This is a genomic window from Micromonospora sp. WMMD723, assembly GCF_049863385.1.
Lineage (GTDB): Bacteria > Actinomycetota > Actinomycetes > Mycobacteriales > Micromonosporaceae > Micromonospora > Micromonospora wenchangensis.
This window is the reverse complement of record NZ_JBMKNR010000002.1, coordinates 1-12,800: the sequence shown is the minus strand read 5'-3', so window position 1 is coordinate 12,800 and position 12,800 is coordinate 1. Positions and strand designations below refer to the sequence as shown.

The following is a 12,800-nucleotide window of genomic DNA, read 5'->3' as shown; positions in this document are numbered from 1 at the left end:
GCCGGGGGATCATGGCCGGTCGGCGGGTATCTGCGCGTGGGGTGGCCCGGGCGGGGCGCGCGGGGGGCCGAGTGGCGGTGCGCGTCGTCCGATGGGGGGATACGGGCGCTGACCTCGTCTTTTTGGCTGACCCGCGATTCCGAAGGGTATTGCCTGCACCCGGGCATCGGCTAGCCCTCGAACCTGTGAGGCGGCTGAGTCCCGCCGGGCGCGCCGGCCGGCCCGGCGTACCGGTCCGCCCGCCTCGACCAGTCGTAGGTGGCGCGCAGCCAGGCGCGGCGGGCTGCCAGGTAGGGCGTCACCGTCGGCCCGGCGTGCGCGACCAGGGCCGCCTCCCGCACCAGGTAGCCGGCCAGCCCGTCGTTGAACCATCCGGCGGCCAGTTGGAAAGCCGCCGCCTCGTCCCGCCCGTGCTGCACGGCGAGGACGGTCACCAGGTTGTGCGGGTCGGCCACCGCGTCCCGTTCCTTGCGGTAGGAGAACAGGTCGTTGCACCAGCAGACCAGGTCGACGGCGAGGTCGTCCAGGGCGAGCAGCGCCGGATCGGCCCGCCGCGCCGGGCCGGGCGGGCGGCCGTACGCCAGGTCGGTGAGGGTGAGGCTGGGGCGTACGCCGCCGGTGTGCCGGCGCATCTGGCGGTATTCGGCCAGCCCGGGGACCCGGCGGCGCTCCCGGTTGGCGGCCTCCCACAACAGTGCCAGCAGGTACTCCCGCAACTGGCTCACCAGGCGTAGCAGCAGCGTGGGCCGGCGCTGGTCGACCACCCGTCGACACAGGTCCGCCAGCGCGACGCCGAGCGCCCCGGCCGGCGTGTCCCGGTCGCCCGGGGGGACACCGTCGCCGACCGGCCGGCTCGGCCCGCCCCAGGCCCCGGTCGTTCCGCTCCGGCCGGTCCTTGCGCCGGCTGGTCCGCTCCGGCCGGTCCCCGCGCCGGCGTCGGTCGGCCCGCCGGGCCGGTCGAGCACGTCCAGCAGTGCGGCGACCGTCGGCGCGAGGGTGGCCGGCGCGCTGCCCAGGCCGTCGTCGTCGCAGACGTCGTCCATCACGAACAGCCAGGAGAGCAGGTCGGTGAGCAGTCGTAGCCGGGTCACCGGGGCCTGCGGGCAGGCGCGTCCGGCCAGTTCGGCCGCGCCGGCCCGGTGCAGCCGGGAGGTCGCCGGTCCGACCCCGACCAGACCCTGCCCCCGGGCCCACTCCAGGCTCTCCGCCGCCACCCGGTCGGTGGCGACGTGCCGGCGGCTGACGAACGGTGGCTCGTACAGTGCCGAGACGTCGAAGCTTCGCATGGCGTCCCCAGTCGGCCGCCCCCCACGAGCGGCGTCGCCGGAGAGTACGGCAAGGAGATCGACATCAGTCGTTGCGGAGGAGTCGGGGTGACCGAATCCACCCCTGTCGCGAACAGTGACGTCCTTCACTGCGCCAGGTGATCATCCGGCCGCGCAGGGTGTCCGCCGCAGCGGGGAGCCCGCCGACACCCCGGCCCGCGCGGCGGCGTCGCGGGGGCGGTGCCGGCGACCGGGCTCACAACCCCAGCGCTGCCGTCCGCAGCCGTTCGGTCAGCGCCGGTGGGCCGTCGAGCTGGACCCGGGCCACCCGCTGCCGGCCGGACAGGAAGAGCACCAGCTCACCGGGGGGCCCGACCAGCCGTACCCGGTCACCGCCCCGGCCGGCGGTCAACTCGCCGTGGCCGGGGGCCTGCACCAGCAGGTGCGCCGGGAAGCGTCGGGCCCGGGTCCGGGTCAGCAGGGACACCGGCTTCCACAGCCGGGCGGCCAGCCCCGCCGGGACGTCCCGGGGGTGCCAACCCGGGCGGGCCCGCCGGACGTCCTCGTGGTGGATGAAGAACTCCATCGTGTTGGCCAGCTCGTCGGTCAGCGGATTGCTGACCGGGCTCCATACCGGGGGCCGGCGCACCTGGTCGACCAGTTCCGGCCAGGGGCGGGCGGCGACCCGCAGCCGCACCCGCTCGGCGTACCCGTGAAGGGGCGGCAGCATGATGCCGCCGGCGGCGTCGGGGCGGCGCTCCCGCACCACCAGGTGGGCGGCGAGGTCCCGGGCGGTCCACCCCTCATTCAGCGTGGGGGCGTCCGGGCCCACTTCCAGCATCAGGTCGGCGAGCGCCTCGCGCTCCGCTCGGGCGTACCGCGGCATGCAGCGATCGTAGGTCGGCGGGGCGCCATCGGCGCGGCGGAGACCCGCCGCGACGGGCGCGGGCGGGACGTGACGGTGGACATACGTCGCCGGGCGGCGGCGGTGGCCGGGACCGGTAAGGATAAGGGAGATAATTGCGGCTTACGGCGGGGGAGAGCGTGGCGAGCGGGACGAGTCGGGACGTGATCCGCCGGGGGTTGTGGGTCCTCGGCCGGGCGATCCGGGAACAACCGCGCATCTTCGCGGTGGCGGTCGCCGGCAGCGTGCTCTTCGGCGGGTTGGTGATCGCCAGCGCGTACGTGGTCGGCGCGGTCGTCGGCGACGTGGTGGTGCCGGCGGTCGAGGCCGGTGAGGTCGGCACCGGCACGGTGGCCCTGGCCGCCGTGGCCCTGTTCGGGATCAGCGTGCTGCGGGTGGTCGGCATCTTCGGCCGGCGGCTCGGGGCCGGCTACATGCAGTTCCGCCTCCAGGCCGCCTACCGTCGCCGGGTCACCCGCCGCTACCTCGACCTGCCGCTGGCCTGGCACCACCGCAACGCCACCGGCACGCTGCTGTCCAACGCCAACTCCGACGTCGAGGCGGCCTGGTACCCGATCGCGCCGCTGCCGTTCGCGGTCGGCACGCTGGTGATGCTGGTCGGCGCGGTCGGCTCGCTGTTCGTCACGGACTGGGCGCTCGCCCTGGTCGGGCTGGCCGTGTTCCCCGCCCTGTTCGCACTCAACGTGGTCTACTCCCGCCGGATGGCCCCCCGCCAGGCCCGCGCCCAGCGGCTGCGGGCCGAGGTCAGCGGCATCGCCCACGAGAGCTTCGACGGCGCGCTGGTGGTCAAGACCATGGGCCGCGAGGCCCAGGAGACCGCCCGGTTCGCCGGCCGGGCCCGGGAGCTGCGGGACTCGCTGATCGCGGTCGGCCGGCTACGCGGCGTCTTCGACCCGCTGCTGGAGACGCTGCCCAGCCTCGGCACCCTGGCCGTGCTGGTGGTCGGCACGGTCCGGCTGCGGCAGGGCGCGATCACCGTCACCGAACTGGTCAGCGTCGCCTTCCTGTTCACCGTGCTGGCGTTCCCGGTGCGGGCGATCGGCTGGGTGCTCGCCGAGCTGCCGCGCAGCGTGGCCGGGTGGGACCGGGTCAGCCGGGTGCTCGACGCCACCGGCGAGATGCCCTACGGCGAGGTCACCCTCGACGAGGACGCCGGCCCGGCGACCCTCGCCTTCGACGGCGTCCACTTCGGCTACGAGCCCGCCGAGGCGCACCTGCCCGGGGCCCAGGTGCTCGGCGAGGTCGCCTTCACCGTGCCCGCCGGGCGGACGGTGGCGCTGGTCGGGCCGACCGGTGCCGGCAAGTCCACCATCGCCTCGCTGGCGGTCCGGCTGGTCGACCCGGACGCCGGCACGGTCACCCTCGACGGGGTGGACGTGCGCCGGCTCACCGCCGCGTCGCTCGCCTCGACCGCCGCGCTGGTCGCCCAGGTGCCGTTCGTCTTCGACGACACCGTCCGGGCCAACATCAGCCTGGACCGGCCGGGCATCGACGACGAGGACGTCTGGGCGGCGCTGCGGCTGGCCGAGGCGGACGGTTTCGTCGCCGCCCTCCCCGACGGGCTGGACACCATGGTCGGTGAGCGGGGCACCTCGCTCTCCGGGGGGCAGCGGCAGCGGCTCACCCTGGCCCGCGCCCTGGCCGGCCGGCCCCGGCTGCTGGTGCTCGACGACGCCACCAGCGCGGTCGACCCCCGGGTCGAGGCCGCCATCCTGGCCGGGCTGCGCGCCCCGGCCCCCGGGCAGCCGGCCGCCGCGTCGATCCTGGTGGTGGCGTACCGGCGGGCCACCATCGCGCTCGCCGACGAGGTGATCTACCTGGAGCAGGGCCGGGTGCTGGCCCGGGGCACCCACGCCGAGCTGCTGGCCACCGTGCCCGGCTACGTCGACCTGGTCACCGCCTACGAGCAGGCCGAGCAGGAACGCGCGGAGAACCGGACGTACGACGAGGTCGCCCCGCTGCCGACGGGCCTGGAGATCGAGGTGGACCGGTGAGCGCGAGGAGTGCAGCGCAGCGGAGCCCCGCAGCCGCGAGCGAGAGGTCGGCACCGGTGGGCGAGGGTGGCGGGGACGAGCCGGTCGAGCGGACCGAGGGGACCTGGCAGACGTTGCGGCGGGGGTTGGCGCTCTCGCCGGAGCTGCGTACCGGGCTGGCCGGCACGTTGGCGTTGGCACTGGTCTACATGGTCGGCCGGGTGGCCGTGCCGGTGGCGGTGCAGCGCGGCATCGACCAGGGGATCGCCGTCCCCGGCGGCCCGGATCTCGGGGTGATTCTCACGGTGGTCACCGCCACGGCGGCGGTGCTGGTGCTCACCACCGTCTGCGGTTACCTGATGATGCGGCGGCTGTTCACCGTCAGCGAGACCGCGCTGGCCAACGTCCGGACGAGGGCGTTCCGGCACGTGCACGACCTGTCGATGCTGCACCAGCAGTCGGAGCGGCGCGGGTCGCTGGTCTCCCGGGTGACCAGCGACGTCGACCAGATCACCCAGTTCCTCCAGTGGGGCGGGGTCATCCTCGTCGTCAACCTGGGTCAGCTCGCGGTCACCACGGCGGTGATGCTGGCGTACTCCTGGCAGTTGACGCTGGTGGTGCTGGTCGCCTTCGCGCCGGCGGTGCTGATCATCCGGTTGTTGCAGCGCCGGTTGGCCGGGGCGTACGGGGTGGTCCGGCAGCGGACGGGCACGCTGCTCGGCACGGTCGCCGAGAGCGTGGTGGGCGCGCCGGTGATCCGGGCGTACGGCGTCTCGGGGCGCACGGCCCGGCGGTTGGACGCGGCGATCGAGGGGCAGCGGTTGGCCCAGCAGCGGGCCATCCGGATCAGCATCATGGGCAGCTCGGTGGGGGAGCTGGCGGCCGGGGTGGCGTTGGCCGGGGTGGTGGTGGTCGGGGTGTCGCTGGGGGTGGACCGGACGCTGTCGGTCGGCCAGCTCACCGCGTTCCTGTTCCTGGTCACCCTGTTCATCCAGCCGGTGCAGATCGCCACCGAGGTGCTCAACGAGGCGCAGAACGCCATCGCCGGCTGGCGGCGGGTGCTCGACGTGCTGGACATCGCGCCGGACGTCGCCGATCCGGGGGAGCAGGGCCGGGACCTGCCGGCCGGCCCGCTGGACATCCGCTTCGCCGACGTGACGTTCGCCTATCCGGGTGGGCCGCCGGTGCTGCACGGCGTCACCCTGGACATCGCGGCGAAGAGCCGGGTGGCGGTGGTCGGTGAGACCGGCAGCGGCAAGACCACCTTCGCCAAGCTGCTCACCCGGCTGATGGACCCGACGCAGGGGCGGGTGCTGCTGTCCGGGGTGCCGCTTGATGAGGTGCGGTTCGACTCGCTGCGGTCCCGGGTGGTGATGGTGCCGCAGGACGGGTTCCTGTTCGACGCCACGGTCGGGGAGAACGTCCGCTTCGCCCGTCCCGAGCTGACCGATGCGGAGTTGACGGCCGCCTTCACCGAGCTGGGTCTGGCCGACTGGCTGGACGGCCTGCCGGCCGGACTGGCCACCCCGGTGGGGGAGCGGGGGGAGGCGTTGAGTGTCGGGGAGCGGCAGCTGGTGGCGCTGGCCCGGGCGTACGTGGCCGATCCGGACCTGCTGGTGCTGGACGAGGCGACCAGCGCGGTCGATCCGGCCACCGAGGTTCGTCTGCAGCGCACCCTGGACGCGGTGACCCGGGGGCGGACGACGCTGGCCATCGCGCACCGGTTGTCCACCGCGCAGGCCGCCGACGAGGTGGTGGTGGTGGACCGGGGTCGGATCGTCCAGCGGGGTCCGCACGAGGAACTGCTGCGTGATCCGGACTCGGTGTACGCCCTGCTCTACGCGTCGTGGTTGGAGCAGACCCGCTGATCCACGGGCTGCCCAACCGTGGGAATGGCGTCCGGTGGACGTGGTCGCCGCGGTGCTCTACTCTGCGGGTTAGGTAAGGCTAACCTTTTTCGGAGGTGCCCGTGGCTCCGACCCCTGCTGAGCTGATCCGTACCCTGGTGGCCGGTCGGTTACCCGGCCTGGTGCACCTCGCCCACCGCCCCGGTCCGTTCCACGTCCGGCACGCCACCGACGAGGAGGGACGGGTGCTGCTGCTCGTCCCGGTCTTCAGCGACCTCGCCGCCGAGTTGGACCCGGCCGCCGCGCGGGAGGTGGCCGTGGTGCTCGACGTGCTCGACCTGCCCCCGGCCGCCGGTGCGCCGTCGACCGGCCGGGCCTGGGTGTCCGGCTGGGCGGTGCCGCTGACCGGCGATCCGGCCCGCCGGGCGGCCGTCGAATTCGCCGCCGTGGACCCGACCGGCGACCTGCTCGACGTCGGGAGCCGGTTCCGGCTGCACCGCTTCGAGGTGGTCGAGGCCCGGCTGGAGACCGCCGGCGCGGTGCACCGGGTCGATCCGGGCGACTACGCCGCCGCCGAACCGGACCCGCTGCACGCCGCCGAGGCCGCCCTGCTGGCCGACCTCGCCGACCACCACGGGCCGCAGGTGACGGCGTACCTGCGCCGTCGGCTCGGCCTGACCGGCGGCGAGCCCCGGGTGGTCCGACTCGACCGGTACGGACTGGTCGTGGCGCTCGGCGGTCCCGGTGACAGGCGTCGCGCCCGCCTGCCGTTCCCGCAACCGGTGACCGACCTGTCGGAGCTGTCCCGGGCGCTGCACCCGCTGCTCTGCACCCGTTCCGCCGCCCACCCCCGCACCCCCCGCCACCCCGCCAACACCCGAACCGACCGCGACTAGCCCCGCCGCAACCCGTGGCCCCCCCAGCCACGGGCTGTCGCGCGCCCCACCCCGCGCACCCCACCCGTCCCGTCCCGGTCCCACCTTGCCCCGGTCCCGTCTCGCCCCGGTCCCGTCTCGCCTCGGTGATCAAGAGGTTCGCGTCAGGGCAGGCGATCGGCATGACGCGAACCTCTTGATCACCGAGCCGGAGCAGCGGGGGGTGGAGCGGCGGGCGGTGGGGTGGCGGGGGAGTGGGGGAGGGGGGCGGTGAGGTAGCGGTGGATGGTGGGGCCGAGGGTGGCGGCCAGGGTGTCGGCGGTGGCGGAGGCGACCGGCTCCAGCCGGATGACGTAGCGCGTCATGGCCAGCCCGATCATCTGGGTGGCGACCAGCCCGCCGCGCAGCGGCAGCTCCGCCGGGTCCAGGTCGAGGTGGTCGAGCACCCGGCGCAGCACCTGGGTGGTCAGGAACTCGCGCATCAGCCGGGCCCTCCACTCGCTGTTGGTCGCCGAGCGCAGCAGCGCCACCGCCGCCCCACCGGCCGGCGAGTCCCACACCCCGAGGAACGTGCGCACGAGCCGCTCCCCGATCCCGTCCGGGTCGCCGGCCAGCACGGCGGGCAGCAGCACGGCCGGGTCGATCGGGATGTCGACGGTGGCCCGGAACAGCTCCTCCTTGCTGCCGAAGTAGTGGTGCACCAGGGCCGGATCGACCCCGGCGGCGGTGGCGATCTGCCGGATCGAGGCCGTGTCGAAGCCCCGTTCGGCGAACGCCGACCGGGCGGCGGCGAGGATCGCCTCCCGGGTGTCCTGGTTGCCGGGGCGGCGGCCGGTGCGTCGGGCCACCGGGCTCACCCGCTGCGCCGGCGCAGGGTCGCCGCCGCCAGCACCAGGGCCAGCACCGCCGCGCCGGCCACGATCGACACGTCCCGCCACATCAGGCCGGTCGGTGCGGAATGCGCGCCGACCTCCTGCAGGGCCTCCACCGCGTACGACAGGGGCAGCGCGTCGCTGACCGCCTGGAGCCAGCCGGCCATCTGGTCGCGGGGTACGAACAGCCCGCACAGCAGCAGTTGCGGGGCGACCACGACCGGCATGAACTGCACCGCCTGGAACTCGGTGCGGGCGAAGGCGCTGCAGAACAGCCCCAGCGCGACGGCCAGCACCGCGTTGACCGCGGCGATCAGCACGACCAGCCCGGCGGACCCGGCGGTGGTCAACCCGAGCAGCCGGTACGCCGCCGCGGCGGCGACTGTCGACTGCACCACCCCGGCCAGCCCGAACGCGATGCCGTAGCCGAACAGCAGGTCGAGCTTGCCCAGCGGGGTGGTGAGCAGCCGCTCCAGCGTTCCGCTGGTGCGTTCCCGCAGCATCGCGATGCTCGTCACCAGGAACATGATGATGAACGGGAAGAAGCCCAGCATCACCAGGGCCACCCGGTCGAAGGGGGACGGCGCACCGGGCGGGGCCGGCTGGTCGGCGTACATGAAGTAGACCAGGGTGAGCAGCACCGTCGGCACCACCACCAGCAGCGCCACCGTACGCCGGTCGTGCCGTAGCTGACGCAGGATGCGCCCGGTGGTGGCGGCCAGGATCGTCGGGTTCACGCCGCCTCCCCGGTGCCCGTCGGCTCCGCCCCGGCGGCCCGGATCAGCCGTAGGAACGCCTCCTCCAGGTCGTCCACCCCGGTGTCGGCGCGGACCGCGTCCGGGGTGTCGTCGGCGATCAGCCGGCCGTGGCGGATCAGCAGCAGCCGGTCGCAGCGGGCCGCCTCGTCCATCACGTGGCTGGACACCAGCAGGGTGGTGCCGGCGGCGGCCAGGGCGTGGAACCGGGCCCACAGGTCGGCCCGCAGCACCGGGTCCTGCCCGACGGTGGGCTCGTCGAGGACGACCAGTTCCGGCTCGCCGACCAGCGCGCAGGCCAGCGATGCCCGGCTGCGTTGCCCGCCGGAGAGGGTGCCGACCAGTTGGCCGGCGGCGGCGGCCAGGCCGACGTCGGTGACCGCCGCGTCGGCGTCGGCGGCGCTGCGCCCCTGCAGGGTGGCGAAGTAGCGGGCGTTCTCCCGGACGGTCAGGTCGGCGTAGACGCTGGGCGCCTGGGTCAGGTAGCCGACCCGGTGGCGCAGTTCGGCAGTGCCGGCCGGGTGGCCGAGCACGGTGACCGTGCCGGAGCTGATCGTCTGCACCCCGACGACGGCCCGCATCAGGGTGGTCTTGCCGCTGCCGCTCGGGCCGAGCAGCCCGGTGACCGTGCCGCGCGGCACCGTGCAACCGATGCCGTCCAGCACCCGTCGTCGACCCCGGTCGACGACGAGGTCGCGGACGGCGATGGCGTCGTCCATCGCACCTCCCCCAAAAACTCATCACTTGTTGAAATCAACGCTAGATGAATTACCCGTCGGCGCGCAACGGTTGACTTCGAGCGCGCTCGAACTGAGAACCTGGGGCGCGTGGACATCAGCACGCGGGAGAGAGTCCTGTCGGTCGGCGAGGCGGCGGCCCGGGTCGGCCTGACCACCTACACACTGCGCTGGTACGAGCAGGAGGGGCTGGTCGCTCCGGTCGGCCGCGACTCGGCCGGCCGCCGCCGCTACACCGAGGACGACCTGAACTGGCTGGTGCTGCTCACCCGGCTGCGCCGCACCGGGATGCCGGTGCGCGACATGCGCCGGTACGCCGAACTGGCCCGCCAGGGCGACCGGACGCGGGCCGCCCGACGGGCGCTGTTCGAGGCCCACCGGGTCCGGGTACTGGCCCGGATGGCCGAACTGGAGGAGGACCTCAAGGTGCTCAACTACAAGATCGAAACCTACCGCTGCACGGAGGAGGAACGATGATCCGTCGACGGATCGGGGCCGGCGGTCCGGAGGTCTCCGCCATCGGACTGGGCTGCATGGGCATGAGCTTCGCCTACGGCGGGCAGGACGACGCCGAGTCGACGCGTACCCTGCACCGCGCCCTCGACCTGGGCGTGAACCATCTCGACACCGCCGACATGTACGGCTTCGGCGCCAACGAGCGGCTGCTCGCCCCGGTGGTGCGGGCCCGCCGCGACGAGGTCTTCCTGGCCACCAAGTTCGGCAACCGGCCCCACGCCGACGGCTCCGGAGCGTACGTCGACAGCAGCGCCGCCTGGGCCCGCGAGGCCTGCGACGCCTCCCTCGGCCGGCTCGGCGTGGACACCGTCGACCTGTACTACCTGCACCGGCGCGACCCGGGCACCCCGATCGAGGAGACCGTCACGGCGATGGCCGAACTGGTCGGGGCGGGCAAGGTGCGCCTGCTCGGCCTGTCCGAGGTCAGCCCGGCGACGCTGCGTACGGCCCACGCGGTGCACCCGATCGCGGCCGTGCAGATGGAGTACTCCCTGTTCACCCGGGACGTCGAGGGGGAGATGCTGGACACCTGCCGGGAACTGGGGGTGGCGCTGGTGGCGTACTCGCCGGTCGGGCGGGGACTGCTCACCGGGGCGATCACCGGCCGGGACCAGCTCACCGAGGGTGACTGGCGGGCGGCGGCACCCCGCTTCGCGGCGGACAGCCTCGACGCCAACCTGCGGCTGGTGGCCGCCGTGCGGGCGGTGGCCGAGGAGATCGGCTGCACGCCGGCCCAGGCCGCCCTGGCCTGGCTGCTCGCCCAGGGCGAGGACGTGCTGCCGATCCCCGGCACCAAGCGGGTCCGCTACCTGGAGGAGAACGCCGCCGCCGCCGACCTGCGGCTCACCGCCGACCAGCAGGCACGGCTGCGGGAGGCGGTCCCCGTCGACGCGGTGGCCGGCGACCGGTATCCGGCAGCCGGGATGCGGACGGTCGGGCACTAGCCGATCGATCGACATCTTCGGACACTTGGCTTCGGACCGGGCGTCAGCCTTCGGACCGGACAGGAAGTCCGCCTTCGGGCATTGCGCCCCGATCGGACCTACGGCACGATGGCGCGGTGGATCACGCTCCGTTGCCGGAGGCCGCCTTCCTGGCCGACTGGACCGACCGGCTGCGCGCGTCCGCCGAGCACCCGGTGGTCGGGATCCTGCTGCGTGGCAGCCACGCCCGGCGGGCCGCCACCGCGTACAGCGACGTCGACCTCGACGTCCTGGTGAGCACGACCGGGCCCATCCCGGCGACACCGCCGGACGGGCCCGGTCCGGGCCGCGCGTCGACCGCGCCCGTCGCACCCGGGCAGCCCCGTGCGGCGGGCCGGTCCGCGCCGGTGGGACCGCCGGGCCGGGCGGGCGGCACACGGCGCGGCGCGGCGACCGACCCGGTGGACCCACCGGGCGGGTCCGCGCGTGGCCGGTGGCCGACCGGCACGCCGTACGACGCCCGCCGGGCCTACCTCGCCGAGGTCGACGGGCGGATCGTGCACGTGTCGGTGGCCGCCCGGGACGTCCGCACCTGGGTCGACCGGCTCGGTGAACCCGCCGACTGGGCGTTCGGGCTGCCGGTGACCACCCCCACCCGGCTGCTCTGGGCCGACCCGACCTGGCGTCGCCGCATCGACCTGCCGGTGCTCTGCCAGCCCGCCGACCAGCCCCGCCTGGAGGAGCTGGTGGCCACCCTCGGCAAGGTGGCCGGGGCGCTGGCTGCCGACGACCCGCCCGGCGTCCGGCTGGCCGCCGCCGACCTGGCCCGGCTCTGCCCGTCCGTGCTGCGCCCGGCCAACCCGGGGGTACGGGTGGCGTCCCGCCGGGCCGCCTTCGCCGCCGCCCTGGACCTGCCGGTCGCACCGCCCGGCTACCGCGACGACATGCTGCTCTGCCTGGGGGCACGCCCCGGCGGCACCGTCGAGGTCGGTGTCGCCGCCGCCCGCCTGGTCAGCGGGGTGCTCCCGCTGGTGCGCCCGTACGCCGAACGGGTCGCCGAGACCGCCGGCCCGGACCTCGCCCGTGCCCTGTGCGACGGCCGGCTGGAGCGGTACGTCGCCCAGCTGTCCCGGGTGGTCGGGGACGGCCCGCAGGTGCCCGCGCCGCGTGCGGGACAATCGGTAACTGTGCCCGTACCTGACTCTTCCCCCCGCGACGGCGGACCCGGTGGCGCGGTCCGCCCCTCCCGTCTCGACCCGGCCGTCGCCGCCCGGCTGCGCCGCACCCCGGACGGCCTGGTCGCCGCGGTCGTGCGCCAGCACGACACCGGCGAGGTGCTGATGGTCGCCTGGATGGACGACGAGGCGCTGCACCGCACCCTCACCACCGGCCGGGCCACCTACTGGTCGCGCAGCCGGCAGGAGTACTGGGTCAAGGGCGCCACCTCCGGCCACCACCAGTACGTCCGCTCGGTGGCGCTGGACTGCGACGGCGACGCGCTGCTGGTCGGCGTGGACCAGGTCGGCGCGGCCTGCCACACCGGCGAGCGCACCTGCTTCTTCACCGAACTCCCGGTGGTGCAGGGGGTCCGACCGTGACCGACGGAGCGCTCAGCCCGGACCTGGCGGGCTTCGTCGAGGCGGCGGCCCGGTGGCGGGTGGTGCCGGTGACCCGGCGGTTGCTGGCCGACGCGGAGACCCCGGTGGGGGTCTACCGCAAGCTGGCCGGTGGGCCGGGCACCTTCCTGCTGGAGTCCGCCGAGCAGGGCGTCGGCTCGGCCGGCATGGCCTGGTCGCGCTACTCGTTCATCGGGGTGCGCAGCAGCGCCACTTTGGTCGAACGGGACGGCGTCGCGCAGTGGACCGGCACCCCGCCGGCCGGCGTACCGGTCTCCGGCGACCCGGTGCACGTGCTGCGGGAGACCGTCGCGGCGCTCGCCGGTGGGACGCCCGACCCGGCCGCCGGCCTGCCGCCGCTGACCGGCGGCATGGTGGGCTACCTGGGGTACGACCTGATCCGCCGGTTCGAGCGGCTGCCCGAGCTGACCGAGGACGACCTCGGCCTGCCGGAGCTGGGCATGATGCTCGCCACCGACCTGGTGGTGCTGGACCA

11 protein-coding genes and 2 pseudogenes are annotated in these 12,800 nt (G+C 74.8%); 8 read left to right on the top strand and 5 right to left on the bottom strand.

Going from position 1 to position 12,800, the window contains the following annotated elements:
- Window positions 1-170 precede the first annotated feature (170 nt).
- On the bottom strand, window positions 171-1,286 hold the full coding sequence (locus tag ACN261_RS31430; RefSeq protein ID WP_421483427.1) for a terpene synthase family protein: 1,116 nt from the start codon (window positions 1,284-1,286) through the stop codon (window positions 171-173).
- Window positions 1,287-1,521: 235 nt separating this feature from the next.
- Window positions 1,522-2,151 carry a TIGR03085 family metal-binding protein gene (locus ACN261_RS31425; RefSeq protein WP_421483426.1) on the bottom strand — a complete coding sequence of 210 codons (630 nt, stop codon included), beginning with the start codon at window positions 2,149-2,151 and terminating at the stop codon, window positions 1,522-1,524.
- Between the two features lie 158 nt (window positions 2,152-2,309).
- On the opposite strand from ACN261_RS31425, the gene ACN261_RS31420 reads away from it, so the two are divergent.
- The 3 genes from ACN261_RS31420 (at window position 2,310) to ACN261_RS31410 (ending at window position 6,906) form a co-directional block, all read left to right on the top strand.
- Window positions 2,310-4,184, top strand: a complete 1,875-nt coding sequence (locus ACN261_RS31420) for an ABC transporter ATP-binding protein (RefSeq protein ID WP_425847687.1) — start codon at window positions 2,310-2,312, stop codon at window positions 4,182-4,184.
- 56 nt (window positions 4,185-4,240) lie between these two features.
- Window positions 4,241-6,031: an ABC transporter ATP-binding protein gene (locus tag ACN261_RS31415; RefSeq protein WP_421486876.1), complete on the top strand. Its 1,791-nt coding sequence runs from the start codon at window positions 4,241-4,243 to the stop codon at window positions 6,029-6,031.
- 101 nt (window positions 6,032-6,132) lie between these two features.
- A complete protein-coding gene (locus ACN261_RS31410; protein WP_425853533.1) occupies window positions 6,133-6,906 on the top strand; it encodes a DUF2470 domain-containing protein in 774 nt (257 codons plus the stop codon).
- Window positions 6,907-7,085: 179 nt separating this feature from the next.
- Here ACN261_RS31410 and ACN261_RS31405 read toward each other — a convergent pair whose 3' ends face one another.
- From ACN261_RS31405 to ACN261_RS31395, 3 genes are read right to left on the bottom strand one after another with little or no spacing between them, the layout of a single operon-like run.
- On the bottom strand, window positions 7,086-7,733 hold the full coding sequence (locus tag ACN261_RS31405; protein WP_425853532.1) for a TetR family transcriptional regulator: 648 nt from the start codon (window positions 7,731-7,733) through the stop codon (window positions 7,086-7,088).
- Between the two features lie 5 nt (window positions 7,734-7,738).
- Window positions 7,739-8,494, bottom strand: a complete 756-nt coding sequence (locus ACN261_RS31400; RefSeq protein WP_088643074.1) for an ABC transporter permease — start codon at window positions 8,492-8,494, stop codon at window positions 7,739-7,741.
- Window positions 8,491-9,231: an ABC transporter ATP-binding protein gene (locus ACN261_RS31395; protein WP_421483422.1), complete on the bottom strand. Its 741-nt coding sequence runs from the start codon at window positions 9,229-9,231 to the stop codon at window positions 8,491-8,493. The genes ACN261_RS31400 and ACN261_RS31395 overlap by 4 nt, the downstream gene beginning before the upstream one ends.
- A 108-nt stretch (window positions 9,232-9,339) precedes the next feature.
- Between ACN261_RS31395 and ACN261_RS31390 the strand changes: the two genes are divergently transcribed.
- The 5 genes and pseudogenes from ACN261_RS31390 to ACN261_RS31370 form a co-directional block, all read left to right on the top strand.
- A complete protein-coding gene (locus ACN261_RS31390; RefSeq protein WP_421483421.1) occupies window positions 9,340-9,726 on the top strand; it encodes a MerR family transcriptional regulator in 387 nt (128 codons plus the stop codon).
- Window positions 9,723-10,709, top strand: coding sequence for an aldo/keto reductase (locus ACN261_RS31385; RefSeq protein WP_421483420.1), 987 nt, complete (start codon window positions 9,723-9,725; stop codon window positions 10,707-10,709). Before ACN261_RS31390 ends, ACN261_RS31385 begins: the two co-directional genes overlap by 4 nt.
- A gap of 116 nt (window positions 10,710-10,825) precedes the next feature.
- Window positions 10,826-11,716 (top strand): annotated as a pseudogene (locus ACN261_RS31380) (hypothetical protein); the annotation flags it as partial.
- 126 nt (window positions 11,717-11,842) lie between these two features.
- Window positions 11,843-12,286, top strand: a complete 444-nt coding sequence (gene hisI, locus ACN261_RS31375; RefSeq protein WP_421486875.1) for a phosphoribosyl-AMP cyclohydrolase — start codon at window positions 11,843-11,845, stop codon at window positions 12,284-12,286.
- Window positions 12,283-12,800 (top strand): annotated as a pseudogene (locus ACN261_RS31370) (anthranilate synthase component I); the annotation flags it as partial. The gene hisI and the pseudogene ACN261_RS31370, both read left to right, overlap by 4 nt.